This window comes from Mycolicibacterium palauense (genome assembly GCF_002592005.1).
Taxonomy (GTDB): Bacteria; Actinomycetota; Actinomycetes; order Mycobacteriales; family Mycobacteriaceae; genus Mycobacterium; species Mycobacterium palauense.
Window position 1 is genome coordinate 27671 of record NZ_NVQF01000008.1, and the last position, 25277, is coordinate 52947.

At 67.9% G+C, this 25277-nt stretch carries 27 protein-coding genes; 18 read left to right on the forward strand and 9 right to left on the reverse strand.

All coding sequences use genetic code 11. From position 1 onward, the window contains the following. The 3 genes from CSR00_RS05185 (at position 1) to CSR00_RS05195 (ending at position 3616) form a co-directional block, all read left to right on the forward strand. Entirely contained in the window at positions 1-1056 is a 1056-nt protein-coding gene (locus CSR00_RS05185) for a substrate-binding domain-containing protein (RefSeq protein WP_099021324.1), read from the forward strand. Positions 1057-1219: 163 nt separating this feature from the next. Continuing rightward, a complete protein-coding gene (locus CSR00_RS05190; protein ID WP_099021325.1) occupies positions 1220-2059 on the forward strand; it encodes a DeoR/GlpR family DNA-binding transcription regulator in 840 nt (279 codons plus the stop codon). Positions 2060-2104: 45 nt separating this feature from the next. Beyond that, positions 2105-3616 carry an FGGY family carbohydrate kinase gene (locus CSR00_RS05195; RefSeq protein ID WP_245905840.1) on the forward strand — a complete coding sequence of 504 codons (1512 nt, stop codon included), beginning with the start codon at positions 2105-2107 and terminating at the stop codon, positions 3614-3616. A gap of 15 nt (positions 3617-3631) precedes the next feature. Here the strand turns inward: CSR00_RS05195 and prcA are convergent, their stop codons facing one another. From prcA to dop, 4 genes are all read right to left on the reverse strand, one after another. Then, positions 3632-4366, reverse strand: a complete 735-nt coding sequence (gene prcA / locus CSR00_RS05200; RefSeq protein ID WP_099021327.1) for a proteasome subunit alpha — start codon at positions 4364-4366, stop codon at positions 3632-3634. Further along, positions 4363-5256: a proteasome subunit beta gene (gene prcB / locus CSR00_RS05205; RefSeq protein ID WP_176561913.1), complete on the reverse strand. Its 894-nt coding sequence runs from the start codon at positions 5254-5256 to the stop codon at positions 4363-4365. The genes prcA and prcB overlap by 4 nt, the downstream gene beginning before the upstream one ends. Continuing rightward, on the reverse strand, positions 5253-5447 hold the full coding sequence (locus tag CSR00_RS05210; protein WP_099021328.1) for a ubiquitin-like protein Pup: 195 nt from the start codon (positions 5445-5447) through the stop codon (positions 5253-5255). The genes prcB and CSR00_RS05210 overlap by 4 nt, the downstream gene beginning before the upstream one ends. A gap of 136 nt (positions 5448-5583) precedes the next feature. After that, positions 5584-7092, reverse strand: a complete 1509-nt coding sequence (dop, locus tag CSR00_RS05215; protein ID WP_099021329.1) for a depupylase/deamidase Dop — start codon at positions 7090-7092, stop codon at positions 5584-5586. Between the two features lie 145 nt (positions 7093-7237). Here dop and CSR00_RS05220 point away from each other — a divergent pair, with 145 nt between their 5' ends. The 3 genes from CSR00_RS05220 to CSR00_RS05230 are packed head-to-tail and all read left to right on the forward strand — an operon-like array spanning position 7238 to position 10227. Further along, positions 7238-8389 carry a hypothetical protein gene (locus CSR00_RS05220; protein WP_099021397.1) on the forward strand — a complete coding sequence of 384 codons (1152 nt, stop codon included), beginning with the start codon at positions 7238-7240 and terminating at the stop codon, positions 8387-8389. A 57-nt stretch (positions 8390-8446) separates the two neighbouring features. Beyond that, positions 8447-9604, forward strand: a complete 1158-nt coding sequence (locus tag CSR00_RS05225) for a hypothetical protein (RefSeq protein WP_099021398.1) — start codon at positions 8447-8449, stop codon at positions 9602-9604. Continuing rightward, entirely contained in the window at positions 9601-10227 is a 627-nt protein-coding gene (locus CSR00_RS05230) for a hypothetical protein (RefSeq protein WP_099021330.1), read from the forward strand. The genes CSR00_RS05225 and CSR00_RS05230 overlap by 4 nt, the downstream gene beginning before the upstream one ends. A 17-nt stretch (positions 10228-10244) precedes the next feature. Here CSR00_RS05230 and arc read toward each other — a convergent pair whose 3' ends face one another. Continuing rightward, the gene (gene arc, locus CSR00_RS05235; RefSeq protein WP_099021331.1) at positions 10245-12086 is read right to left on the reverse strand and encodes a proteasome ATPase; all 1842 of its coding nucleotides are present in this window, start codon (positions 12084-12086) and stop codon (positions 10245-10247) included. A gap of 146 nt (positions 12087-12232) precedes the next feature. On the opposite strand from arc, the gene CSR00_RS05240 reads away from it, so the two are divergent. Genes CSR00_RS05240 through CSR00_RS05250 form a run of 3 tightly spaced genes read left to right on the forward strand, consistent with a single transcriptional unit; the run spans position 12233 to position 13553 of the window. Continuing rightward, positions 12233-12724: an MTB12 family secreted protein gene (locus CSR00_RS05240; protein ID WP_099021332.1), complete on the forward strand. Its 492-nt coding sequence runs from the start codon at positions 12233-12235 to the stop codon at positions 12722-12724. Then, positions 12673-13224: a lipoprotein LppK gene (locus CSR00_RS05245; protein WP_245905842.1), complete on the forward strand. Its 552-nt coding sequence runs from the start codon at positions 12673-12675 to the stop codon at positions 13222-13224. Before CSR00_RS05240 ends, CSR00_RS05245 begins: the two co-directional genes overlap by 52 nt. 32 nt (positions 13225-13256) lie before the next feature. Continuing rightward, entirely contained in the window at positions 13257-13553 is a 297-nt protein-coding gene (locus CSR00_RS05250) for a DUF503 domain-containing protein (protein ID WP_099021333.1), read from the forward strand. Between the two features lie 73 nt (positions 13554-13626). On the opposite strand, the gene CSR00_RS05255 is transcribed toward CSR00_RS05250, so the two are convergent. Next, on the reverse strand, positions 13627-14478 hold the full coding sequence (locus tag CSR00_RS05255; protein WP_099021334.1) for a tRNA (adenine-N1)-methyltransferase: 852 nt from the start codon (positions 14476-14478) through the stop codon (positions 13627-13629). A gap of 75 nt (positions 14479-14553) precedes the next feature. Here CSR00_RS05255 and CSR00_RS05260 point away from each other — a divergent pair, with 75 nt between their 5' ends. The 3 genes from CSR00_RS05260 to CSR00_RS05270 all read left to right on the forward strand — a co-directional run bounded on the left by CSR00_RS05260 (position 14554) and on the right by CSR00_RS05270 (position 17085). Next, positions 14554-15390, forward strand: a complete 837-nt coding sequence (locus CSR00_RS05260) for a RecB family exonuclease (RefSeq protein ID WP_099021400.1) — start codon at positions 14554-14556, stop codon at positions 15388-15390. Then, entirely contained in the window at positions 15387-16172 is a 786-nt protein-coding gene (locus CSR00_RS05265; protein ID WP_245905843.1) for a thioesterase family protein, read from the forward strand. The genes CSR00_RS05260 and CSR00_RS05265 overlap by 4 nt, the downstream gene beginning before the upstream one ends. A gap of 133 nt (positions 16173-16305) precedes the next feature. Further along, the gene (locus tag CSR00_RS05270) at positions 16306-17085 is read left to right on the forward strand and encodes a maleate cis-trans isomerase family protein (RefSeq protein ID WP_099021336.1); all 780 of its coding nucleotides are present in this window, start codon (positions 16306-16308) and stop codon (positions 17083-17085) included. Here CSR00_RS05270 and CSR00_RS05275 read toward each other — a convergent pair. Continuing rightward, the gene (locus CSR00_RS05275) at positions 17069-17797 is read right to left on the reverse strand and encodes an IclR family transcriptional regulator (RefSeq protein WP_176561917.1); all 729 of its coding nucleotides are present in this window, start codon (positions 17795-17797) and stop codon (positions 17069-17071) included. The genes CSR00_RS05270 and CSR00_RS05275 overlap by 17 nt on opposite strands. A 182-nt stretch (positions 17798-17979) precedes the next feature. Here CSR00_RS05275 and CSR00_RS05280 point away from each other — a divergent pair, with 182 nt between their 5' ends. The 6 genes from CSR00_RS05280 (at position 17980) to CSR00_RS05305 (ending at position 23402) form a co-directional block, all read left to right on the forward strand. Further along, positions 17980-18462 (forward strand): cucumopine synthase-related protein, encoded by a 483-nt coding sequence (locus tag CSR00_RS05280; RefSeq protein ID WP_218014425.1) that lies wholly within the window; start codon positions 17980-17982, stop codon positions 18460-18462. 14 nt (positions 18463-18476) lie between these two features. After that, positions 18477-18905 carry a DUF3830 family protein gene (locus CSR00_RS05285; protein ID WP_099021339.1) on the forward strand — a complete coding sequence of 143 codons (429 nt, stop codon included), beginning with the start codon at positions 18477-18479 and terminating at the stop codon, positions 18903-18905. 149 nt (positions 18906-19054) lie between these two features. Beyond that, positions 19055-20350 (forward strand): NtaA/DmoA family FMN-dependent monooxygenase, encoded by a 1296-nt coding sequence (locus CSR00_RS05290; protein WP_099021340.1) that lies wholly within the window; start codon positions 19055-19057, stop codon positions 20348-20350. Positions 20351-20435: 85 nt separating this feature from the next. Further along, positions 20436-21464, forward strand: a complete 1029-nt coding sequence (locus tag CSR00_RS05295) for an ABC transporter substrate-binding protein (RefSeq protein WP_176561914.1) — start codon at positions 20436-20438, stop codon at positions 21462-21464. Positions 21465-21540: 76 nt separating this feature from the next. Continuing rightward, positions 21541-22578 carry a FecCD family ABC transporter permease gene (locus tag CSR00_RS05300; protein ID WP_176561915.1) on the forward strand — a complete coding sequence of 346 codons (1038 nt, stop codon included), beginning with the start codon at positions 21541-21543 and terminating at the stop codon, positions 22576-22578. Next, a complete protein-coding gene (locus CSR00_RS05305) occupies positions 22575-23402 on the forward strand; it encodes an ABC transporter ATP-binding protein (RefSeq protein WP_099021343.1) in 828 nt (275 codons plus the stop codon). Before CSR00_RS05300 ends, CSR00_RS05305 begins: the two co-directional genes overlap by 4 nt. A gap of 4 nt (positions 23403-23406) precedes the next feature. Here the strand turns inward: CSR00_RS05305 and CSR00_RS05310 are convergent, their stop codons facing one another. Further along, positions 23407-24780 carry an FAD-containing oxidoreductase gene (locus CSR00_RS05310; protein ID WP_099021344.1) on the reverse strand — a complete coding sequence of 458 codons (1374 nt, stop codon included), beginning with the start codon at positions 24778-24780 and terminating at the stop codon, positions 23407-23409. Beyond that, a complete protein-coding gene (locus tag CSR00_RS05315) occupies positions 24777-25256 on the reverse strand; it encodes a DUF4126 family protein (protein WP_099021345.1) in 480 nt (159 codons plus the stop codon). The genes CSR00_RS05310 and CSR00_RS05315 overlap by 4 nt, the downstream gene beginning before the upstream one ends. Positions 25257-25277: the final 21 nt, after the last annotated feature.

The window sequence follows — 25277 nt, forward strand, 5'->3', positions numbered from 1 at the left end:
ATGTTCTCCAGATTCTCGCGCGCCCGGTGGCTCGTGGCGGCCGCGCTGCTGGTCGCCGCGCTGTCGGCCTGCGGCGCCGGCGACCCCAGTTCCGGCCGGGCCGACGGTGAACAACCGACCCGCATCGGGGTCACCGTCTACGACATGTCCTCGTTCATCACCCAGGGTCAGGAGGGCATGGAGGCCTTCGCCAAGGACAACAACATCGACCTGCTGTGGAACTCGGCCAACGGTGACGTGGCCACCCAGGCGGCCCAGGTCGACCAGCTGATCAACCAGCAGGTCGACGCCATCGTCATCGTCCCCGTCCAGGCCGATTCCCTTGCTCCCCAGATGGCTTCGGCCCAGGCCGCCGGCATCCCGGTGATCGCGGTGAACACGGCCCTGGCCGACTCCAGCGCGCTGGCCTCCTCGGTGCTGCCCGACGACGTGGCCGCGGGCGCACAGGAGATGCAGATGATGGCCGACAAGCTCGGCGGCAAGGGCAACATCGTGGTCCTGCAGGGCCCGCTGGGCTCCTCACCCGAGCTGGACCGCACCAAGGGGATCAAACAGACCCTCGCCGACTACCCCGACATCACGATCCTGGCCATGGACACCGCCAACTGGAAGCGCGACGAGGCGGTCAACAAGGTGAAGAACTGGCTGTCGAGCTTCGGCGACCGGGTGGACGGCATCGTCTCGGAGAACGACGACATGGGCCTGGGCGCGGTGCAGGCGCTGGCCGAGGCCGGCAGGTCCGTTCCGGTGGTGGGCATCGACGGCATCCAGGATGGACTGGAAGCGGTCCGCGACGGCAAGTTCATCGGAACGTCGCTGCAGCACGGGCGGGTGGAGATGGCCGAGGGGCTGGCCGTGGCGCTGCGCGCCGCGCGCGGTGAACCCGTCGACACGCTCTACACCTACACGATGCCGCCGATCACCCCGGAGAACGTGGACCAGTACTACGCGAACGTCGTCACCGACAAGGATGCGTTCCTGGCCGAGCTTCCGGCGCTGGTCGCCCAGAATCTGGCCTCGGGTGACCTGTCCAACGAACAGCTGAAGCAGACCTGAGCCGATTCTGCGCCGACCCGCCGGGCCGAGACCGGCAGGCACATAAGTCTGAGGCGCATAGTCTGAGGCGCCTAGTCTGAGGTGAACAGCCTGAGGTGAACAGGGTACGGAAGGGGCCTGCGGTTCGGCCCCTTCCGTACCGGCACGTGAAGAGGAGGCCCGCATGCCGAAGTCCCCGGCCGACGGTCGACTACGCCGCGACGGGCGGGCCGAGCAGCCGGTCGGGCCGGACGATCGCCGCGCCGCCATCCTGGAGATGGTGATGGGAGCCGGATCGGTGAAGATCGAGGATCTTCCCGAGGAGTTCGGGGTCAGTCTGATGACGGTGCACCGCGACCTCGACACACTGGTGAGCCAGGGGCTCATCCGCAAGACCCGGGGCCTGGTGACCGCGCTGCCGAGCACGCTGTCGGAGGCCAGCACCGAGTTCCGGGCGCGGCAGAACGTCGCCGCGAAACGCGCCGTGGCCCAGGTCGCGCTGGAGATGATCGAACCCGGCCAGTCGGTGATCATCGACGACTCCACCACCGGGCTGAGCCTGGTGGGCCAGCTGGCCGACCGCCAGCCGCTGACCGTCATCACCAACTTCCAGTCGGCGCTCGACCAGCTCACCAGCCAGCCCGGGCTGAACGTGATCGCACTCGGCGGGCTGTATTACCCGTGGTGCCGCGCCTATATGGGCTCGCTGACCATCAACGCGCTGCGCAGCATCCGCGCCGACGTCGCACTCATGTCGACCTCGGCGGTGACCGACGGCATCTGTTTTCACCAGCATCACGACACCGTGTTGGTCAAAAGGGCGATGTTCGAATCGGCCCGCACCCGCATCGCCTACCTGGACCACTCGAAGTTCGAGCAGCGCGCGCTGCATGCCTTCGGACCGCTGCGCGACTTCGACACCGTCATCGTCGACAACGGGACCCCCGAGGACCGGATCCGCACCCTGCGCCTCGACGGCGTCAACGTCGTGGTCGCGGGCGACACCGGGCCGCCGTTGCCCTGATACCCCGCCTGCAGCATCCGTGATCCGGCCGACGCCCATCAGATCGTGAGACGGAGAATGGCCCAGTACATCCTCGGCATCGATGAGGGCACCACCAGCGCCCGCGCCTTCGTGATCGACGACGGGGCCGTGGTCCGTGGGTTCGGTCAGGCCGAGCTGACCCAGCTCTATCCGCGTCCGGGCTGCATCGAACACGACCCGATGCAGATCCTCAGTGTGCAGTTGGAGGTCATCCGGGCCGCACTGCGCGACGCGCGGATCACCCCCGCACAGCTGTCGGTGGCCGGGCTGACCAACCAGCGCGAAACCGCACTGGTCTGGGAGAAGGACTCGGGCCGGCCCGTCCACAATGCCGTGGTGTGGGCGTCGCGGCAATCGGTTGACGTGGTGCAGGCCTGGGTGGACGCCGGGATCGGCGGGCTCATCGAGGACCGCACCGGCCTGATCCCCGACGCCCTCTATGCCGCCTCGAAGATCCGCTGGATGCTCGACCGCATCCCCGGCGCCCAGCAGCGCGCCGAACGCGGTGAACTGCTGGCCGGCACCGTCGACTCGTGGCTGATCTGGAATCTCACCGGCCGGCGGTCGTTCGTCACCGACTACTCCAACGCGTCACGCACCATGATGATGAACCTGCACACGCTGGATTGGGACGACGAGCTGCTCGGCCACTACGGGATTCCGCGCCGGATGCTCGCCGAGATCCGGCCCTCCGATGCGCATTTCGGCGATCTGGAGGCGACCTTCGGCACCCCGGTGCCCATCCGCGCCACCCTGGGCGACCAGCAGGCCGGGCTGTTCGGCCAGGCCGGCTACCGCGAGGGGCAGGCCAAGATGACCTTCGGCACGGCCGGTGTCCTCAACGTCAACAGCGGCGCCGCGCCGCGGCGGATCAGCGGGCTGACGCCCAGCGTGGCGTGGGGTATCGGCGGTCGGGTGGCCTACGAGGTCGAGGGCGTCGCCTTCGCGATGGGCAAGACCATGCAGTGGCTGCGCGACGAACTGCAGTTGATCCATGCCGCCCCGGACAGCGAGTGGTATGCCGGTCAGGTCGCCAGCACCGAGGGCGTCTATCTGGTTCCCGCCTTCACCGGTCTGGCCGCACCGACCTGGGATCCCCACGCCCGGGCGGCGATCGTGGGAATCAGCAACACCACCACGCGGCTTCACATCATCCGGGCCGCCGTCGAGTCGATGGTGTACCAGACCCGCGACGTGCTGGACGCGGCGCGCGCCGACTCCTCGTTCGTCTTCGACGAGCTGCGTGTCGACGGCGGGGCGGTCAGGAACGACCTGCTGTGCCAGCTGCAGGCCGACATCCTCGGAATCCCGGTGGTGCGGCCGCGGAACACCGAGGCCACCATCTTCGGGGTCATGCTGGCGGCGGCGCTGTCGACCGGGATGCACTCCGGTCTCGACGATCTGGCGGCCGCCTGGGCTCCGGACCGGACGTTCGAACCGCAGATGAGCCGCGACCGTGCCGAGCAGATGTACGCCGGCTGGCTCTACGCGCGGAAGCTGACCGGCAACTGGAGCACCATGGTGCCGGCCGGCTGAGCGACCGGCCCGGGGCTAGCTCTCCGACCCCGACCCCGACCCCGAGTCCGATTCCGGCAGCAGCGCGTCGAGCGCCGCGCCGGTGATCCGGCGAAATGCCCGTCGCGGCCGGTTGGCGTCCAGAATGGCCACCTCCAGCGTGGCCCCGGTCAGCGTCCGCGGCTCGCCGTTGCCCTCGACCGCCTGCAGCGCGTTGACCGCGGTGCGCACCGCCACATCGAGTTCGGCGTTGGCGGTGTAGGTGTCCTTCAGCGCCGCCACGATCGGGTCGGTGGTGCCGCCCATGACCACGAACTGGGGTTCGTCGGCGATCGAGCCGTCGTAGGTGATGCGGTAGAGCTCCGGGGCCTTGGTCTCGCCGTAGTGCGCCACCTCGGCCACACACAGCTCGACCTCGTAGGGCTTGGCCTGCTCGGTGAAGATGGTGCCCAGCGTGTTCGCGTAGACGTTGGCCAGCTGGCGGCCGGTCACGTCGCGGCGGTCGTAGGCGTAGCCGCGGGTGTCGGCGAACTGGATGCCGCCGCGGCGCAGGCTGTCGAACTCGTTGAACCTGCCCACCGCGGCGAACCCGACCCGGTCGTAGAGTTCGCTGACCTTCTGCAGCGACCGAGACGGGTTCTCGGCGACGAACAGCACACCGCCGGCGTAGGCCAGCACCACCACGCTGCGCCCCCGGGCGATGCCCTTGCGTGCGAGCTCGCTGCGCTCGCGCATCGCCTGTTCGGGCGAGATGAAATACGGGAAGCTCATGCACCACCTCGCGGCGCCTCGTTGACCGTCGATCTGTCATCGGGACCGAACGTGTCCGCACGGGAGCGGCTTTCGACGATCTCCCGGGCCAGTTCGGCGATCCGCTGCTCGGGCACGTCGACCGCCCCCTCGGCGTCGATGGTGACCGCGGTCGGGTAGATCCCGCGCACCAGGTCGGGCCCACCGGTCGCCGAGTCGTCGTCGGCGGCGTCGTAGAGAGCCTCGACGGCCACCCGCAACGCCGAGTCGGCGTCGCGGACGTTCGAGTACAGCTTCTTCATCGAGGACTTGGCGAACAGCGAGCCCGAGCCCACCGACTGGTAGCCCTCGATCTCGACGTTCCAGCCGCCCGCGGCGTCGAAGGACACGATGCGGCCCGCGCCCTGCGGGTTAGGGTCGTCGAGGTCGTAGCCCACCAGCAGCGGCAGCGCCACGAACCCCTGCAGCGCGGCGCCGAGGTTGCCGCGCACCATGATCGCCAGCCGGTTCACCTTGCCGGCGAACGTCAGCGCGATGCCCTCGAGCTTCTCGTAGTGCTCCAGCTCGACGGCGTAGAGCCGGGCGAACTCGACGGCGATCGCCGCGGTCCCGGCGATGCCGGTGGCGGTGTAGTCGTCGGTGATGTACACCTTCTGCACGTCACGCCCGGCGATCATGTGCCCCTGGGTGGAGCGGCGGTCGCCGGCGATGAGCACCCCACCCGGGTACTTCAGGGCGACGATCGTCGTGCCGTGCGGCAGCTCCGCCGACGCGGCGGCATCCGCGCCGGCCGGGCCGCCCCGCAATGCGGGCAGCAGCTCCGGGGCCTGCCTGCGCAGGTACTCAGAGAACGACGAAAGGTCGGTGACGGGGGAACTGGTGGCCAGGCGATCGTGGGTCGGCCAGGTCACTGTCCGCCCTTTTGAACGTATGCGCGGACGAAGTCCTCGGCGTTCTCTTCCAGCACGTCGTCGATCTCGTCCAGCAGATCGTCGGTGTCCTCGGTCAGCTTCTCGCGACGCTCCTGGCCCGCGGCAGTGCTGCCGGTGACGTCGTCGTCTTCGCCGCCGCCACCACCACGCTTGGTCTGCTCCTGAGCCATCGCTGCCTCCTGCTTCGTCATCGGCGGTCGGACGTGTTGCCTGGGTCTCGCGGGACAGGCGCCGCCGGGTGTCTCCACCCTACCGGTCGGCACACATCTTGCCGGGTATCAGTCGGTATCAGTGGGGTATCGGGGGTCAGTTCGTCAGCTGCTCCACCAGCTCCGCGGCGCTGTCCACCGAGTCCAGCAGCGTCCCCACGTGGGCCTTGCTGCCGCGCAGCGGTTCCAGGGTCGGGATGCGCACCAGCGAGTCGCCCCCCAGGTCGAAGATGACCGAGTCCCAGCTGGCCGCCGCGATGTCGGCGCCGAACCGGCGCAGACACTCGCCCCGGAAATACGCCCGGGTGTCGGTCGGCGGATTGTCCACCGCGTCGATGACCTGCTGCTCGGTGACCAGCCGCTTCATCGACCCGCGCGCGACCAGCCGGTTGTAGAGCCCCTTGTCCAGGCGCACATCCGAGTACTGCAGGTCCACCAGGTGCAGGCGCGGCGCCGACCAGGCCAGGTTCTCGCGCTGCCGGAACCCCTCCAGCAGGCGCAGTTTGGCGGGCCAGTCCAGCAGGTCGGCACACTCCATCGGGTCCCGTTCGAGCAGGTCCAGTACGTGCGCCCAGGTCTCCAGCACGTGGTTGGCCCGGGGGTCGGGGTCCCGGGCGTCGACCAGCTTGGCCACCCGGTCCAGGTAGATACGCTGCAGCGCAAGCCCGGTCAGCTCGCGCCCGTCGGCCAGCGCGACGGTGGCGCGCAGGCCCGGGTCGCGGCTGATCACGTGGACGGCGTGCACCGGCCGGGCCAGGGCCAGATCGGAGAGGTCCAGGCCGTGCTGGGGGCCCTCCTCGATCAGGTCGAGCACCAGCGAGGTGGCCCCCACCTTCAGATACGTCGACGTCTCGGCCAGGTTGGCGTCTCCGATGATGACGTGCAGGCGACGGTATTTGTCGGCGTCGGCGTGCGGTTCGTCGCGGGTGTTGATGATGCCGCGCTTGAGAGTGGTCTCCAGCCCGACCTCGACCTCGATGTAGTCCGAACGTTGCGACAGCTGAAATCCCGGCTCGTCCCCGGAGGGCCCGAGCCCGACGCGGCCGGAACCGGTGACCACCTGGCGCGACACCAGGAACGGCGTCAACCCCGCGATCACCGCCGAGAACGGCGTCTGCCGGCTCATCAGATAGTTCTCGTGGGAGCCGTAGGAGGCACCCTTGCCGTCGACGTTGTTCTTGTACAGCTGGAGTTTGGCCGCGCCCGGCACCGAGGCGACGTGGCGCGCGGCGGCCTCCATCACCCGTTCCCCGGCCTTGTCCCAGATCACCGCGTCGAGCGGATCGGTGACCTCGGGGGCCGAGTACTCCGGGTGGGCGTGGTCGACGTAGAGCCGGGCACCGTTGGTCAGGATCATGTTGGCCGCGCCCACCTCGTCGGCGTCGACGATCGGCGGCGGGCCCGAGGTGCGGCTCAGGTCGAATCCGCGCGCGTCGCGCAGCGGCGACTCGACCTCGTAGTCCCACCGGGTGCGCTTGGCGCGCTGCAGCCCGGCGGCGGCCGCGTAGGCCAGTACCGCCTGGGTGGACGTCAGAATCGGATTTGCGGTCGGGTCGGACGGCGAGGAGATTCCGTACTCGACCTCGGTCCCGATGATCCGCTGCATGGTTCAAGCCTAGGCGACGCCCGAACACCGCCTTCGGCCCTACCCGGGTCCGGGCGGCCCGGGACACCGGACGGCCTGCGGTGCCGGCCGGGCCGGCAACCGCACGCCCGGGGCGATCGCTGGTTAGGGTGCTGCCGTGACGACCGTGCCGCCCGACCCGCATCTGCGGCTCACCGCCGAGAAATGGTTCCTGGACCGCGGGCTGCCCGCGGTGCTGCGACCGGGCCGGCTGCCGCGCCGGCTGCTGGCGCGCTCGGCGCCGGCACTGGCCGGGTTCGCGGTGATGATGGCGGCGTCGGTGCTGGTGGTGGTGCTGACCGGCAAGCACACCATCGACATCGGCGGCGAACCCACCCGCGCCGAATGGTTCGTCCTGGCGGTCGTGGTGCTCGTGCTGCCGCTGGCCGCGGTGACGGGCTGGTGGGTGTCGAGGCTGGACCGCCGCGGGCGGACCGGAGCCGCAACCGTGTCGACGGTGGTGGCCGTGCTGGGGGGGATCTTCGGCGGCCCGAGTCCCTACCTGCTGCCGGACCTGCTGCTGGTGGCGGTGGGGATCGGGCTGGTGCTGGTGTGCACGGCGACCGGGGTTGGCTCCGTGCTGGGCTGGGCCACCCGGGTGACGCTGTCCAATCTCGCCCTGACCGGCGGCCTGTTCGTCCGCTCGCTGCCGGTGGTGCTGCTGACGGTGCTGGTGTTCTTCAACACCTACGTCTGGCTGATGGCCGCCATCGTCGGCCGGGGCCGCCTAACCCTCGGGCTGGCCTTCCTCGGCCTGCTGGCGGTGGCGTTCATGGTGTCCAGCGCGCTGGACCGGGCCCGGCCGATGCTGGCCTCGCGCCGGGACAACCCCGAGGACACGGCGCGGCTGGCGGGCACCCCGTTCGCCGGCATGGGCGACCGCAGGGTCAACCCTCCCCTGTCCCGCGGAGAACGGATCAACGTGGTCTTCGTCCTCGCCGCCTCGCAGGTGGCCCAGGTCCTGACGGTGGCCGTGGTGACGATGCTGATCTTCTTCGTGCTGGGGCTGATCCTGGTCAGCCCCCGGCTGCTGGCGGAGTGGACACGCAACACCGGCACACCCGACGGGACGATCCTGGGGATGACCTTCCCGGTCCCCCAGGCCCTGATCCACACCAGCATGTTCCTGGGCGCGATGACGTTCATGTACATCGCCGCGCGCACCGTCGGCGACGAGGAGTACCGCAGCCGCTTCCAGGACCCGCAGCTCGACGACCTGCGGCTGACGCTGGTGGCCCGCAACCGCTACCGGACGTACACCGCCGGTTCGGGACGCTGAGCACGCGTGTCGGTCCCGGCGCCGCGGCGCAGCGCGCAGAATATCGGCGTGGCCGAGATGCGCCGGGTGCACGAGTGGTTCCTGCACCGCGGCCTGCCACTGGTACTGGACCGCCGGGTCCGGTCCCGCGCCCTGATCGAACGCACCGCCCCGGTGGTCAGCGCGATGGGCGCGCTGGTTGCGCTCACGATGCTGCTGGCCGAGCTGACCGGCGGCTCCCCCGACCCGGCCTATGTCCTGCGGCTGGCGGTGCTCACGGCGGTGCTGGCCGCGGGCCCGTTCGTCCTCTACGTGCTGCACCGCATCGGCACCACCCGCAGCCAGGTGGGCAGGCGCACCGCGGCGCTGGCGGTGATGGCGTTGTTCGTGGTGGCACCGCCCGTCGCGGCCAACGGCTGGTCGGCGGCGGTGCTCGCCGAGATGCCGATCTTCGCCGGGATCGCCGTCGCGGCGGTGTGGCTGACCTATCTCGGGTTCGGGTCGATCGCCCTGTGGGCGTTCCGGTTCGCCTGGGTGCAGCTCGGTGCGCTGGGCACGTTGATGAGCCGCGCGCTGCCGTTGCTGATGCTGACGGTGGTGGTGTTCTTCACCGGGGAGCTCTGGCAGCTCGCGGCGCGGATGTCGCGCGAACGGCTGTGGCAGACCATCGGATTCCTGGCGCTGGTCGCGATCGTGTTCATGGTCGCCACCATCCGCGACGAGGTGACCGCGCTGCGCGAGGACCGCTCCGACGACCGCGACCCGTCGGTGCTGCTGGCCGGGACCCCGCTGGCCGACTGTGTCGCCCCGGGCTCCTTGCAGCAGACCCCGTTGTCCTTCGCCGAGCAGGCCAACGTCGTCGCGGTGATGGTGGTGTCGCAGGCCATCCAGGTCGTCCTGTTCACCGTGGGGCTGTTCGTGTTCTTCCTCGGGCTGGGTGTCATCGCCGTGCCCGACGACGTCACGGTCCTGTGGTCCGGCGAGCCGGCCTGCCCGCAGGGCGACCCCTGCGACGGCACCTGGTTCGGCATCCACATCCCGATCCCGCAGACGGTGGTGCACATCTCGCTGTTCGTCGCGGTGCTGTCCGGGCTGTATTTCACCGTGAGCACCAGCGTCGACCCGCTCTACCGGCAGCGGTTCTTCGATCCGCTGATCGCCGACGTGGCGGTCAGCCTGGCCGGCCGAGACGCCTACCTGGAGGCCTATCCGGAGATGGAGGGACGACCGACATGACAACCGGACGAAGCCGGCACGGCAGCAAACGCGGGCAGCGCTACGGCGAGGTGCTGCTGATCGAGACCTCGCCGGACGGGCCGCGGGCGACGGTGTACAACACCTACCCGCTCAACGACTGCCCGGCGCAGCAGTGGTCGCGGCTGGACGCCGACGCCCTGGCCAGGGACAACGGCGCGGTCGCCGCCCTGCTCAACGGACCCCGGTACTGGCTGATGGACGACATCGAGAAGGTCCCGCCCGCCGAGCCGGAGACCAGGACCTTCGGCGGCATCGAGATGATGCGGCAGGCCACCGTGGCGCTGACGTCGATGAATCCGGCGCCCTACCTGCCCAACACCGTGACCCGCAACGCCACGTTCGTCTACGACGCCGGCAGCGAAGTCTACGAGCTCGTCGACCCCGACGGCCGCCGCTGGATCATGCAGACCTTCAGCCAGGTTGTCGATCCCGCGCTGCAGGCCGCCGACCTGCCCGGGCTGGGCGCCCGGTTGTCGCTGCCGGCGGGTTGGAGCTACCGGGCGCGCACCCTGGACGCCGAGCTTCGGGTGGACACGAGCAGTCAGGCCGCCCAGGTACTGCAGGACGACCTGACCAACAGCTACTCGCTGCGCACCGACTGACCCGGGCCCGCGCTCTGTTACAGGTACTGGCCCAGGTTCGACTCGGTGTCGATCGCGCGGTTGGCACTCGACGACTTGCCGGTGACCAGCGTGCGGATGTAGACGATGCGCTCGCCCTTCTTACCCGAGATCCGCGCCCAGTCGTCGGGGTTGGTGGTGTTGGGCAGGTCCTCGTTCTCGGCGAACTCGTCGACGATCGAATCCAGCAGGTGCTGGATACGCAGACCCGGCTGGCCGGTCTCCAGCACGCTCTTGATCGCGTTCTTCTTCGCCCGGTCGACGACGTTCTGGATCATGGCCCCGGAGTTGAAGTCCTTGAAGTACATGACTTCCTTGTCACCGTTGGCGTAGGTGACCTCCAGGAACCGGTTGTCGTCGATCTCGGCGTACATCCGGTCGACGACCTTCTCGATCATCGCCTTGATGCACAGCGGGCGGTCGCCGCCGAACTCGGCCAGGTCCTCGGCGTGCACCGGCAGGTCCTCGGTGAGGTACTTGCTGAAGATGTCCTGCGCAGACTCGGCGTCGGGCCGCTCGATCTTGATCTTGACGTCCAGGCGGCCGGGCCGCAGGATCGCCGGGTCGATCATGTCCTCGCGGTTGGAGGCGCCGATGACGATGACGTTCTCCAGGCCTTCCACGCCGTCGATCTCGCTGAGCAGCTGCGGCACCACCGTGGTCTCCACATCGGAGCTGACGCCGGTGCCGCGGGTGCGGAAGATCGAGTCCATCTCGTCGAAGAACACGATCACCGGGGTTCCCTCGGAGGCCTTCTCCCGGGCCCGCTGGAAGATCAGCCGGATATGCCGTTCGGTTTCGCCGACGAACTTGTTCAGCAGCTCGGGGCCCTTGATGTTCAGGAAGTACGACTTGGCCTCGCGAGAGTCCTCGCCGCGCAGTTCCGCCATCTTCTTGGCCAGCGAGTTGGCGACGGCCTTGGCGATCAGCGTCTTGCCGCACCCCGGCGGGCCGTAGAGCAGCACCCCCTTGGGCGGGCGCAGTGCGTACTCCTTGTAGAGGTCCTTGTGCAGGAACGGCAGCTCCACGGCGTCGCGGATCTGCTCGATCTGCCGGGTCAGGCCACCGATGTCGTGGTAGCTGACGTCGGGCACCTCCTCGAGCACCAGGTCCTCGACCTCGGCCTTGGGGATTCGCTCGAAGGCGTAGCCCGCCTTGGTGTCCACCAGCAGCGAGTCACCGGGACGCAGTTTGCGCGGGCGCAGCTCCAGCTCGGCGGCCGAGAGCGTCTCGGCGATCTCGGCAGGCAGGTCCTCCGGCGAGAGCAGCGGCTCGGCCAGCCACACGATGCGTTCCTCGTCGGCGTGGCCGACGACGAGCGCCCGGTGCCCGTCGGCGAGGATCTCGCGCAGCGTGCTGATCTCACCCACCGATTCGAAGGATCCCGCCTCGACCACGGTCAGCGCCTCGTTGAGGCGGACCGTCTGGCCCTTCTTGAGCTCGGTGACCTCGATGTTGGGCGAACAGGTCAGGCGCATCTTGCGGCCCGAGGTGAACACGTCGACCGTGTCGTCGTCGGCGACGCCGAGCATCACCCCGTAGCCGCTGGGCGGCTGGCCCAGGCGGTCGACCTCCTCGCGCAACGCCAGAAGTTGCTGACGGGCCTCTTTAAGAGTTTCCATCAGCTTGGCGTTTCGGGCGGCAAGCGAGTCGATCCGTGCCTCGAGTTGATGCACATCGCGCGCGCTGCGCGCCCCGGCATGCGTTCCGGCCACGCTGTCCAGTTGCTCGCGCAAAGCTGCCGCCTCGCGGCGCAGCTCCTCCAGTTCGGCAGCATCGTCGCTGGATAACGGGGTCGTGAAACCGTCAGGAGAGGCTTCAGAACGCTCTGACTCACTCATATTGCGCTCCCTTCCCGCACCGAAAGTTGGTGCAGTAACAACTTCAACGCTACCGGCGATTCAGTCATTGTGTGCGGTGTAGGAATTCGACACACCAGCAACACTGTTAGCCTCAATACATCAGTCGTCCGAACGAGAGGACAGCCGTGACCCCGAAACTCCTAGCCACAGGCGCAGCAGCGATCGCCGGTGCCGCCGCGATCGCCGGTGCCGCCGCGTTGGGTGTGAATTCTGTTGCATCCAGCCCGCAGGTGCAGCCCGTGGTCTTCGGCGTGCCGATGCCCGCGGCACCCGCCCCGGATCTGCAGGGCCCGCTCATGCAGACCCTCAACGGGCTGGCCAGCGGCGGCTCCTTCGCCGGCGCGAAATCGTCCTACGTCGAGGGTGGCGTCGGCCGCATCGAGGCCATCACGGCCGACCGCGCATACGCCAGCGCCGCGGCCAAGGGTTACTTCCCGCTGAGCTTCGTGATCGCCAACATCGACCAGAACGGCGGCATCGCCACCGCGAACGTCACCGCGACCACCAGCAACGGCGTCAGCACCACCCAGCCGGTGACGTTCATCGCCGGACCGAGCCCGACCGGGTGGCAGATGTCGAAGTCCTCGGCACTGACGCTGCTGACGTCGGTGGGCTGATCCTGCACCGAACCGCTTTCCTGAGCGCCGCCACGATTCTCGTGGCGGCGTTCGGGTTGTCGGGGTGTGCCCCCGAGCCGGCGCCGGCGGGACCGACGAGCACCCGCGCCGCCCCCAGCAGCCCGGCGGCCCCGGCACCACCGGAGTTGCCCCAGCCCAGCGCCCTGATCGACGTGTTGGTCACACTGACCGATCCGAGGGTGCCGGGCACCGACAAGCTCGTGCTGGTGGAGGGCGCCGGGGCCGAGGAGGCGCCCGGCCTGGAGGCCTTCGCCACGGCGCTGGCCGACAACGGGATGCTGCCGCTGGAGTTCTCGGTCACCGACGTGGCCTGGTCGCAGCGACGGCCGCAGGACGTCACCGCCAACGTCACGCTGACCCCGCCCGATCCGGAAACCGGGGTGTTCAGCTTCCCGATGGAGTTCACACCGCTGCCCTCCGGGGGCTGGCAGTTGTCCCGGCGAACCGCCGAGGAACTGCTGGCGCTGGGCGCACCCTGAGCCCCCCGGATGCTCTCCCCCGGAGTCTTCTGATGTGGATCGGCTGGCTGGAGTTCGACGTCCTGCTCGGTGACGTCCGTTCGCTGAAAGCGAAGCGGTCGGTGATCCGGCCGATCGTCGCCGAGCTGCGGCGCAAGCTGGCGGTGTCGGCCGCCGAGACCGGCGCCCAGGACCTGCACCGCCGGGCCGGGATCGGGGTCGCGGTCACCGCCGCCGACCGCGGACACACCGTGGACGTCCTCGATTCGGCCGAGCGGATGGTGGCGGCCCACCCCGAGGTCGAACTGCTGTCGGTGCGCCGCCACCTGGTGCACGCCGACGACTTCTGAACTTCTGGGCCCCGCGCCCGGGAACTGCGGGAGATTCCTGGATTCTGGGAGGAAGCGGGGCCGCCCGCTGGCCTCAGGCCTGTCGCTTGCGGCGCAGCGGGGTCGGCGTGACGGCGCCCGGCGCCAGCCGGCGCGCCGAGATCAGGAAGGCGGTGTGGCCGCGCATGTTGTGCTGCGGGCGCACCGCCAGCCCCACCACCTCCCAGCCGCGCTGCAGCGTCTCCCAGGACCGCGGCTCGGTCCAGCACTGCTGTTCGCGCAGCGCCTCGACGGTGCGGGACAGCTGGGTCACCGTGGCCACGTAGACCATCAGGACACCGCCGGGCACCAGGGCCCGGGCCACCACGTCGAGCACGTCCCAGGGCGCCAGCATGTCCAGGACCACCCGGTCGACCTGGTCGCCGGCCGGAGCGTCCGGGAGGCCGGCGGGGAAACCGGCGAGGTCACCGATCACCAGGTCCCAGTTGGCGGGCGCCTCGCCGAAGAACGTCTCGACATTGCGCCGGGCGTGCACGGCGTGGTCGTCGCGCACCTCGTAGGAGATCACCCGGCCCCGCGGGCCGACGGCGCGCAGCAGCGAGCAGGTCAGCGCGCCCGAACCGGCACCGGCCTCCAGCACGGTCGCCCCCGGGAAGATGTCGCCCTCGTGCACGATCTGGGCGGCGTCCTTGGGGTAGATCACCTGGGCGCCGCGCGGCATCGACAGCACGAAGTCCATCAGCAGCGGGCGCAGCACCAGGAACGGATCGCCGTTGGTGGACTTGACGACGCTGCCTTCGGGCAGGCCGATCACCGCGTCGGCGGTGACGGCGCCGCGGTGGGTGTGGAACTCCGATCCGGGCTGCAGCACCATGGTGTAGTGCCTGCCCTTGGCATCGGTGAGCTGGACGCGGTCTCCCACGGTGAACGGGCCGGTGACGGACACAGCGCTCAAGCCTGCCAGCAGACGCGCCGGGGCCCTTCGCCGGGGTTGTCGGTGCGGCTGCATACCCTGGTGACCGTGCCGGAGCAGTCGATCGTCGTGCGGTCGCGCCCCGCGTTGTCACCGTCGCGGGCCGCCGATTTCAAACAGTGCCCGCTGCTGTACCGGTTCCGCGCCATCGACCGCCTGCCCGAGCCGCCGTCGGTGGCCCAGCTGCGCGGATCGGTCGTGCACGCCGCCCTCGAACAGCTCTACGGCCTGCCGGCCGCCCGGCGCGATTTGGCCACCGCCCGCGGCCTGGTGGCCCCGGCGTGGGAACGGGTGATCGCCGAGGAACCGGCGGCCTCGGCAGACATCGAGCCGCAGCAGCGCGAGCAGTTGTTGACGCAGGCGCGCGAGCTGCTGTCGGGCTACTACCGGCTGGAGGATCCGACGCGGTTCGACCCGCACAGCTGTGAGCAGCGGGTCGAGGTCGAGCTCGCCGACGGCACGCTGCTGCGCGGGTTCGTCGACCGCATCGACGTCGCGGCCACCGGTGAGGTGCGCGTGGTGGACTACAAGACCGGCAGGGCGCCGTCGGCGGCCCGGGCGCAGGCCGAGGCCAAGGCGTTGTTCCAGATGAAGTTCTATGCGGTGGCGCTGCTGCGCTCGCGCGGGGTGGCACCGACACGGCTGCGGCTGATCTACCTGGCCGACGGACAGGTGCTCGACTACACCCCCGAGCCGGCCGAGCTGGAAAGGTTCGAACGGACCCTGGTGGCGATCTGGCGGGCGATCCGGTCCGCGGGCGCCGACGGCGACTTCCGCGCCAGCCCGTCCCGGCTGTGCCAATGGTGCGCCTTCCGGGAGCACTGCCCGGCGTTCGGCGGGACGCCGCCGGAGTATCCCGGCTGGCCGCAGGTGCCCGCGGCGTGACCGGCCGCTATTACCACCGGCTGGCCGACGAGTCCGACACGCAGGTGTTCGAGTCCACCGACCTCACCCGCAGCAACTGGGCCCCGGGGATCCAGCACGGCTCACCCCCGCTGGCGCTGTTGACCAAGGTGATCGAGGAGCGGCTGGCCGGCTCCGGCATGCGCCCCGGCAGGCTGGGCCTGGACATCCTGGGCGCGATCCCGGTGGCGCCGGTGCGGGTGCGGTCCCGGGTGGAACGGCCGGGACGGCGGATCTCGCTGCTGAGCGCCGAGATGACGCCGGTGGACGGCGACCGGCCGGTGGCCCGGGTGAGCGCCTGGGCTCTGATGACCGCCGACACCGCCGACGTGGCCACCGACCGGCACCGGCCGCTGGTCGAGGGCCCGCGTCAACCGTTGCCGCACGGGTGGTGGAACGCCCCCGGCTATCTGGACAGTGTCGACTTTCGCCCCCAGCCCGACGAACCGGACGGCTCCCACGTGTTCTGGCTGACCCCGCGGGCGGGCCTGGTCGACGACGAACCCACCACCGCGCTGCAGCGGCTGGCGATGGTCGTCGACTCCGCCAACGGGGTCGGCTCGGTGCTGGATCCTGCCGCATACGTGTTCATGAACACCGACACCGTGGTGCACCTGCACCGGCCGCCCAACGGCGCCGATTTCGGCCTGCGGGCCCGCGGTTCCATCGGGCCCGACGGCATCGGGGTGACCACGTGCGAGATCTTCGACCGGGGCGGGTTCGTCGGCACCTGCGCCCAGACCCTGCTGGTGCAGCGGCAGTAGGAGCGCCGGAGCCGGTTGGTCGTCCCATGTCAATCGGGATCGAGTTGTCGCTGCCGCACGCGGCTTTCTGGGTTAAGTTCACCAGATCGGATCGAGGAGCCCGCCCGATCAGTGGACCATCGAAGGACTCACTGTGCATACCTATACCGATCTGACCAGGGTTGGGTTGCTGCTCGTACCTATCGAAGTCGTCGCCCATGAAGAACTTCGACGCTTGCTGCCCGAGGACATCCTCTTCGGCCACCAGCGAGTCCAGTTCGAGGAGACCGACAGCTCGGTAAACCGCGAGGCCGCTTTGGAGTCGTTGACCGACGCGCTGCGGACGCTGCACCGGATGCGACCGAAGGCAGTTGCGTTCGCGTGCACCAGCGGTGGCTCCTTCGCCGGCGCGAAGTGGCATGAGCTCTTGCTCGAGCATCTGCGAGCTGTCGACCCCGATATCGACTTCTTCACCGCCGCGGACGCGGTAGCTCGCACGTTGATACAGCACGACCTGCGGCGCATCGCGATGGGCACACCCTACAGCCCTCCGGTGCTGGCAGGCCTGACCGAGATTCTGACCAGCCGTGGAATTGAAGTACGCTCCGCCGCAGCACTTTTCCCCGACGGCCCGCCTGCCGACCCCTGGGACCTGATGACGACGACCCCCGGACGGATGTACGAATTCGCCCAGGAAGTCGATCGCAGGGACGTCGACTGTGTGTTTCTGTCGTGCACCGGCCTGCACACCACCCCGGTCATCGAGCGGATCGAGGAACGGATCGGTAAGCCATTGTTGACGAGCAACATCGCAATAGCGAATGTGTTTCTCGACGCACTCGGGCGCCGCGGGCGCCAGGGGTTCGGCCGGATTCTGTCGGCACGGGTCGGCGGCGCCGGATCCGCTGTGCCCGCCGTCAGATCCGCCCTTTGAACCGCATACCGAGCGCGGCGGCGGAACGGCACACACCACGCGCGAGGTGTTCGATGTTATCCCTGTCCACCGCGGAGTCACGGAAGGTCAGAGCAACGGCTGCCGCAGGTCGGTCACTACGATCTAGAGCGGCTGCGGCGACAGTGGTGTAGTTCGACTCGATTTCGGCGTCGGAGGAGGCCCACCCGCGGTCCCGGATTTCACGCAGCATCGACCTGAGTTCGCGCAAAGAGGACGGACCATATCCAGCACGACGGAGCACCATGGCATCGTCTGGATAGGTCGCTCGCAGCTGAGGTTCGGATACGTAGGCCAGCAGCGCCCGACCCGAGGCGGTCAGATGGGCAGGCAAACGGACGCCGATCTGGTTCACCGGCTTCGGAGCACGAGGAGCACGGTGGGTTGCCGCATACACAACATCGGATCCCGTCAGGACACTGGCATGGGCCACCACAGGCAGACCGGTCCGTTTGGCCAGGGTCGCAAGTAACGGGTTGACCATCCGTTCAAGGCGGGTCAGGCTGGCCGACCCGGCCGCCAGTTCTCCGAGTGAGGCGCTCAACGCGTAGGTCTGATCCTCTGGGAAGTGCACGATGAAGCCCTCATCCTGCATGACGGCGATGAGCTGATACGTGGAGGACCGCGGCAGGCCGAGTTCACGACTCAACGTCGCTGCCCGCACCGGTTCACCGTGTGCGGCAAGAAATTTCATGATCCGCATAGTGGCGCGGGCGGAGGGTATGTCGCGCATGACGGTCCTCTGGGTAACAAGCTCGAAACATGGAGCGCAGATGTGTGAAATGGCAGACAGGTACTGGGTCTTCATCGTCCCGGTGCCACCCCTCAGCCTGTTCAATGAGAGCACCCCCCGCAACCGGTAGAGAGGAAAACGCGTTGAGCATCGTCGCGGAAGTGATTGCTGAACTCGACGCCGAGCGTGAGAAGATCTGGCTCACTTGCCCGTCGGAGATCGTCGATATGGGCAAGGGCATCATGCCGCGGCGTACGGGAAGTCATGGACAGTACCTGAGCGCGCTGATGTTCGCCGAAAGCGAGGCCCGAACCCTATCCGACGAGTACTTCTGGGGAATAATCGAACTCAGCGAATCGCATGCCAACCTCGATCTGGTGACCCTGCAACTGCTGACGAAGCAGATCGTGGGCTACAAGGCTGCGTTCTTCGACTTCGTCGGCATGCCGCACGCCGGCTCTCTGCTGGCCCGGTACGTCGACGCCTCCGAGGCAGCAACCGGGCTCGAGGACTTCCTAGCCCTGACCCGCGCTGCGATCAGCTATGTCAACAAGGTTCACATGTGGGTCGACGCGGTATTTCCCTGGGGCGTGACCAACGCCTTCAAGCGCATCGAATCTCGATAGAAACAAGGACTTCCATGAAACTAGTGATGACAGTCGACGGTGTCGACACCTGTACCATCGACGTCTTCGAAGACAAGGCACCGCAGATCGCGCGGGCACTGCGGTCCCAACTCCCCCAGGACAGCATCCTGCAGCACGGAAAAATCGTCGGCGACATGGTTTTCTGGACTCTGCCCATGGTGGTGCCGTGGGAGAACGTCTTCCTCACCGAGGAGGTCGGCGCGATGCGTCGTGCTCAGAAGGGGTATGCCCGCGGTTCGGTGTGCTGGTACAACCCCCGCCAGCAGTTCTGCGTCGTCTACGGTGACGACCTCGCTGATGAGCCCTTGAAGATCAGTTATATCGGCGAAGTGGTCGAGGGTGAGTTAGAACTTGCACTCGCGGGCTACCGGAACTGGCTACAACAAGGACAGATCGTCGGACTGCGTGTGGTGGACTCCTAGCATGCCGGGCGACCGGGTTGTTCTCCATCCTCGCTGAGCCTCGGCGCCGCGACGGTGAGGCCCGATATCTGCTCATCAGATTTCCTGTGGACGAATCACAAGCCGGCCTACGCCGCGCGTAGCCGTCGCCCACCGACAGGAAGGACAGCATGGCCGGAAAACGCATGTTCATCAATGTGTGGTTGAACTCATCGGGCTTTCGAGACGACTCTTGGAGCCTGCATGGCGAAGACCCGAACCGGCTGTTCGATATCGAGTTCTACGTCCGTAACGCCGAAATCGCACGATCGGGTGTGGTCGACAGCATCTTCCTGGCTGATCAACCACAACTCACGGCCTCGCCCGGGGAACGCCCGGAATATCCATTCGACCCGATCGTCCTGCTGACCGCGGTCACCAGCCGGGTGGCCGACATCGGTGCGATCGCGACCGCGTCGACCAGCTTCAGCCAGCCGTTCACGCTGGCACGCCAGATCGGTTCCGCGAATCTGCTCTCGGGCGGACGCATCGGATGGAACGCGGTCACGACCAACAACCCGAAAGTGGCGTCCAACTACGGCACCGTGCGCGCCAACCACGACGAACGCTACGAACGAGCGGCCGAGTTCCTCGACGTGGTCGACGGTCTATGGCGCAGCTGGCGCTACGACTGGACCGACGGCCGCCCCGAGTTCGGGGAAGTCGAAGAGCTGAACCATATCGGCAAGCACTTCTCGGTGGCCGGAGCCCTCAATGTCCCGATGGCGCCGTTCGGCCCACCGGTCGTCGCCCAGGCGGGTGGCTCGAAGCAGGGCATCGCACTGGCGGCCCGCTACGGCGAGGTGATCTATGCCGAGTTCGGAACGAAGGCGGCCGGCAAGCGATTCGTCGCGGCGCTGAAAGAGCAGGCCGCTACTCACGGCAGGAATCCTGATTCCCTCGCGGTGATGCCCCAGATCCAGCCGCTGATAGGCTCCACCGAATCTGAGGTGGCGCGCCTCGTCGAGGATTTCAGCCACTCCATGGGGGCACTGGATGCCCGGATGGCCTTCCTCAACGGTCTGCTGGGCATTGACATGGAGAAGGTCGGACCGGATGCGCCGATCCGGCCCGAGCACCTGCATGTACCGGAGAACCCGATCCAACCGGTGGCCTACGTCAACCTCCTGATCGACCTCGCACTGACCGAAGGGCTGTCGCTACGCCAGCTCGCGCTGCGTCAGCAGGTCGTGGCCGGCACACCGGACGCAATTGCCGCTCGGATGATCGACTGGTGGTCGGACGGCGCGGCTGACGGATTCACCATCAATCCCTCGGTGCTGCCGGACAGCCTCACAACGTTCGTCGACAGCGTAATCCCGCTGCTTCAACACGACGGGGTGTTTCCCACGTCCTACCGAGAGTCGAACCTGCGCACACGCTTCGGCCTGGGCGAAAGGAGGCCGGTCCAAGCTTCGACGCCGTGACGCGTATCACGGCCGCTCACCCGTCCCTATCTCGAACACGAGCGAAAAGACAACCATCATGTTCACAAGATCGATCGGAATCTGCATGTGCGCGCTGATCACGGCGCTGGCCAGCGCGTGTGGCACTCCGACCAGCACCGCTCCCGCCGAGTCCGACCAGACCATCACCGCCACCGACAACCGTGGCGTGACGATCACCCTGGACGGGCCGGTCGAGCGCGCGGTGGTGGTCAACGGCTACGCCAACGAGTTCGTCCAGGCCATCGACGCCCAGGACCAGGTGGTGGGCGTCGACCAATCCTCGGTCGAACGATTGCCTTACGTGCAGTTCGACACCGACAGCATCGTCGGCCAGGATTACTCGCAACTCAACTACGAGAAGATCGTGGATCTCGACCCCGATCTTGTGATCTTGCCCAGCATCGCTCCCTACGAGGAGGCGGAGCGGCAACTGGCCGAGTTCAATATTCCCGTGGCAGTCATCACTGGCTTCGAGATCGACCGGTTCAACGAGAACTTCGACTTCCTCGGCACCGTATTCGGTAAGCAGGAGCGCGCAGACGAGGTCAAGGCGTTCCGATCGGAGATCGAAACGCTGGTCGCCGATCGCCTACCCGAAACGCAGCCACTGCGCGTCTACTACGAAGAACCGACGTCATTTGTCACCTTCGGCCCGACCGGCGCGTACGACACGCTCATCAATGAGTCAGGGAACATCAACATCGCCGCCGATCTGCCCGCATCGGAGGAAGAACAGACGATCGACCCCGCGGTGGTACTGACCGCTGATCCCCAACTCATCTTCAAGGAAATGGACACCAACTACGAGCCCTACCCGAGCTCCGTCCAGACAGACACCCTCGACGAGATGCTCGCCCGGCCGGGGTGGGCCGATCTGACCGCAGCCAAGAACGGTTCCGTCTATGTCGTGAACGGATTCCTGACCAGCGCGCTCGGCAAGACGATGGGATTGCTCTACCTGGCGTCGTGGTCACATCCGGAGGCCTTCGCCGGCGTCGATCCCGACGACTACCTACAACGCTGGATCACCGATTTTCAGCGTGCCGAATTCCTCGGGACCGACGCCTACCTGGTCAAGGCGGATCCACGATGATCGGCCCCGCCGCTCCATGACGGCAACACAACAGTCTGCGGGCTCCGAGGCCGTGACGAAAAGCGAATTCCAGAAGGTGCGGCTGCTCTCCGGGATCCGGCTGGTGTACTTCGCGGTGGCCGTCGCGGTGTCGTTCGCGGCGATGGTGATCGGTGTGCGTGTGGGCGCCTCCGATCTCGACTACGGCCGGATCCTTCGGATCGCGACCGCGCCGCTGACCGGGACGATGGGCGACGCCACCGTGACCGAATACACAGTGGTGTGGAAATTGCGCATCCCACGAGTGGCCTTGGCATTCGTCGCCGGCGCCGCCCTCTCGGTCGCGGGAGTACTGCTGCAGAGCATGCTGAACAACACCTTGGTCGACACATACACGATCGGGGTGGCTCCAGCGGCCGCCTTCGGCGCTGCGATCGTCATCCTGATCAGCGCGAACAGCGTCATCGGATCGGGCGTCTCGTGGATGGTGATCGCCTCGGCGATTCTGTTCGCGTTCCTCACCGCGGCGTTGGTCCTCGGTATCGCGGCCACCAAGAAAATGAATGCCGCGACGCTGGTCCTGGTCGGTATCGCCCTGTCTCAGATGTTCGACGCCGCTACCTCGGCCCTTCAGTACCGCGCCGACGAGGAGACCCTCTCGAAGATGGTGCGCTGGACTTTCGGCAGTGTCAACGAGGCCACTTGGCTACAAGTGGCCGTGGTCACGACGCTGCTGGTGATCACGTTGCCGGTGATCGTGTGGCGATCCACTTCGCTCAACGCCGTCGCGTTCGCCGGTGATGACGCCGCAACCAGCCTCGGCGTCGGCGTCGCTGGATTACGGGCAACAATGATCGCCATCGCGGTGGCACTGTCCGCCGTGGTGATCAGCTTCACCGGGGTGATCGGCTTCGTCGGGTTGGTGGCGCCCCACATGGCTCGTCTGATCGTCGGTGCGGATCACCGGGTGTTGGTGTTCATGTCTGCGCTGCTCGGAGGCATCCTGATGACACTTGCCGATGCGGTGGGACGGGTGGTACTGGCACCCGCCGTCGTGCCAGTCGGGATCGTCGTGGCGATAATCGGCGGCCCGTTCTTCGTCTATCTGATTCTCGCCAATCGGAGAAGCCGATGACCCTGGCGATCAATGCGGTCAGTTTCGCGTACAAGAAGGCCAAGGTCCTGCACGCGCTGTCACTGCAGGTGCAGCCCGGCACGTTTCTGGGTCTACTCGGCCCCAACGGCTCGGGCAAGTCCACGCTGATCAAGCTGCTCGTCGGAGTCAACGCCCCCGACCGGGGCTCAGTGTCGGTGGATGGTGTCGACCTGTCGGCGCTGTCTCGGCGGGGTCGGGCCCGGCTTATCTCCTATGTTCCGCAGGCGATTTCGATGCCATTCGACATGACCGTCCGAGATTCGGTGTTCCTCGGACGTAGCCCCCACTACGTCATGTTGCCGAAGGACGCGGATCACCACGCGGTCAGCACCGCTCTTGAGCGCATGGGGTTGGCCGAGCTGGCCGACCGGAAGATGTCCGACGTATCCGGCGGCCAAGCCCAGCGCGCCGTGATCGCGAGGGCAATCTGCCAGGAACCACGGGTGATTGTGCTCGATGAACCCACCAGCGCTCTTGATCTGCGCTATCAGGTCGAGACCCTCAGACTCATTCGCACCTTGGCGACCGAACTCAACGTGATTGCCGTGATGGCGATCCACGACTTGAACCTTGCCGCGCAGTTCTGCGACAGTGTGGCCTTTCTGCGCGACGGCCGGATCGTCGGCCAGGGAGCGCCGGCGCAGGTTTACGATGCGGACCTGATCGAGGCCGTCTACCAACTACCGGTTACCGTGACCAAGGTAGCGGGTCGGGTCGAAGTCCGTCCTACGCTTGATGAGGAGGCGGCCGCTCTGTCGTCTTTGCTGGAATCGAGGGATTACCTGAATGCGGCCGAGGGCTGAGTAGCTAACTTAGCGGTCTGAGACCCTCCAGCATGGTGGGCACCAGCTCGCTGACCGTGGGGTGGATGTGCACGGTGTGGGTCATGGTCGTGTAGGGCGCATCCGCGGACATCAGGTCCAGGATGCAGTGCACCACCTCGTCGCCCCCGACGCCCAGGATGGCCGCACCCAGGATCCGGTGGGTCTCGGCGTCGACGAGCACCTTCATGAACCCCTGCGTCTCACCCTTCTCCACCGCGCGACCCACCCGGGTCATCGGGCGCTTGCCCACCAGGGCGGGGCGCCCGGACCTGCGCACCTGCGCCTCGGTCAGCCCGGCCCGGCCCAGCGGGGGATCGATGTAGAGCGCGTAGGTGGGGATGCGGTCGCTGACCCGGCGTGGCTCGTCGTCGAGCAGGTTGGCCGCGACGATCTCGAAATCGTTGTAGGAGGTGTGGGTGAAGGCTCCCCTGCCGTTGCAGTCCCCCATCGCCCAGATGTGCTCGACGCTGGTCCGCAGCTCGTCGTCGACGACGACGTAGCCGCGCGCATCGGTGTCCACGCCGGCGACCTGCAGCCCCAGGTCGTCGGTGTTGGGCTGACGGCCGACCGCCACCAGCAGGTGGGAGCCGCGCACCACCGGCCCGTCGGCCCGGGTGGCCACCGCGACCCCCGAGCCATCCCTGGAGACCCGAATATCGTTGGAACCCAGGTGAACTGCGATCCCGTCGGCCTCCAGGATCTCCTTGATGGCCGCGCACACGTCGTCGTCCTCACGCGAGGCCAGCCGGGGCCCGCGTTCGACGACCGACACCTCGGCACCGAACCGGCGGTACATCTGGGCGAACTCCAGGCCGATGTAGCTGCCGCCGATGATGACCAGGTGTTCGGGCACGGTATCGAGGTCGAGGATGCCCACATTGGTCAGGTAGTCGACCTCGGACAGGCCCGGAATGTCCGGAACCACCGCTCTGCCGCCGACATTCAGGAAAATCCGGTCTGCTTCGATCTCGTCGCCCCCGTCGACGGACAGGGTGCGCGCACCGGTGAAGCGGGCGTGCCCCCGGATCAGGGTGCAGCCGTCCATGCCCTGCAGCCAGCCCTCGACCCCGCCCCGGTCGCCGCTGACGATGCCGTCCTTGCGCGCCTTGACCTTCGCCATGTCCACGGTCACGGGCCCGGTGCCCACCCCGTACTCGGCGCCGCGGCGCGCCAGGTGCGCGGCGTGGGCGCTGGCCACCAGGGTCTTGGTCGGGATGCACCCGTAGTTCACGCAGGTGCCACCGACCAGCTTGCGTTCGATGACCGCGACGGTCTGCCCGGCGGCCGTCAACCGTCCGGCCAGCGGCGGTCCGGCCTGGCCGGCACCGACGATGATCGCGTCGTACCTGGTCGTCACAGGATGGCCGCCAGCGCTGCGATACCGAACCCGCCGGCGACCGCGATGACGTCCTCGGTCAGCGCCGCCGGCAGATCGCGTCCGAACGCGCCCGCGCCCCGCCGCCGCGCCTCGGCACCACCGAGTGTCCCCAGCACCGCGCCGATCACCCCGGCACCCATGCCGCCCCAGGTGTAGCCCCAGGCAGTGCCGAGCACCGCACCGGCGAAACCGCCGGTGATCAGCCGGGCGACGAACTGCATGGGTACGGTGCGGCTGGGCGTCTTGGGCAGCTGGTCGGTGACGAGTTCGCCGACGGCCAGCACGCTCAGCAGGATCACCACGATCCAGTGACTCATCCACGACGCCCAGGTGTCGGCGAGGTTGAGCCAGCCCAGCGCGGCCGCCCAGGCCATCACCGCCGGGGCGGTGAACGCCCGCAGGCCGGCGACGACACCGATCAGCAAGGCCAGTAGCAGGACCAGCGCGTGCGTCATGACCGGGACGCTAACACGCCC

Excerpts from the sequence above, each read along its gene's own strand:
- CSR00_RS05275 (WP_176561917.1), bottom strand. The coding sequence starts at position 17,797 with ATGAAATTTCTTGCCGCACACGGTGAACCGGTGCGGGCAGCGACGTTG.
- CSR00_RS05190 (WP_099021325.1), top strand. The coding sequence starts at position 1,220 with ATGCCGAAGTCCCCGGCCGACGGTCGACTACGCCGCGACGGGCGGGCC.
- dop (WP_099021329.1), bottom strand. The coding sequence starts at position 7,092 with ATGCAGCGGATCATCGGGACCGAGGTCGAGTACGGAATCTCCTCGCCG.
- CSR00_RS05230 (WP_099021330.1), top strand. The coding sequence starts at position 9,601 with ATGACAACCGGACGAAGCCGGCACGGCAGCAAACGCGGGCAGCGCTAC.
- CSR00_RS05210 (WP_099021328.1), bottom strand. The coding sequence starts at position 5,447 with ATGGCTCAGGAGCAGACCAAGCGTGGTGGTGGCGGCGGCGAAGACGAC.
- CSR00_RS05250 (WP_099021333.1), top strand. The coding sequence starts at position 13,257 with ATGTGGATCGGCTGGCTGGAGTTCGACGTCCTGCTCGGTGACGTCCGT.
- CSR00_RS05225 (WP_099021398.1), top strand. The coding sequence starts at position 8,447 with ATGCGCCGGGTGCACGAGTGGTTCCTGCACCGCGGCCTGCCACTGGTA.
- arc (WP_099021331.1), bottom strand. The coding sequence starts at position 12,086 with ATGAGTGAGTCAGAGCGTTCTGAAGCCTCTCCTGACGGTTTCACGACC.
- CSR00_RS05315 (WP_099021345.1), bottom strand. The coding sequence starts at position 25,256 with ATGACGCACGCGCTGGTCCTGCTACTGGCCTTGCTGATCGGTGTCGTC.
- prcA (WP_099021327.1), bottom strand. The coding sequence starts at position 4,366 with ATGAGCTTCCCGTATTTCATCTCGCCCGAACAGGCGATGCGCGAGCGC.
- CSR00_RS05285 (WP_099021339.1), top strand. The coding sequence starts at position 18,477 with ATGAAACTAGTGATGACAGTCGACGGTGTCGACACCTGTACCATCGAC.
- CSR00_RS05305 (WP_099021343.1), top strand. The coding sequence starts at position 22,575 with ATGACCCTGGCGATCAATGCGGTCAGTTTCGCGTACAAGAAGGCCAAG.
- CSR00_RS05185 (WP_099021324.1), top strand. The coding sequence starts at position 1 with ATGTTCTCCAGATTCTCGCGCGCCCGGTGGCTCGTGGCGGCCGCGCTG.
- CSR00_RS05290 (WP_099021340.1), top strand. The coding sequence starts at position 19,055 with ATGGCCGGAAAACGCATGTTCATCAATGTGTGGTTGAACTCATCGGGC.
- CSR00_RS05295 (WP_176561914.1), top strand. The coding sequence starts at position 20,436 with ATGTGCGCGCTGATCACGGCGCTGGCCAGCGCGTGTGGCACTCCGACC.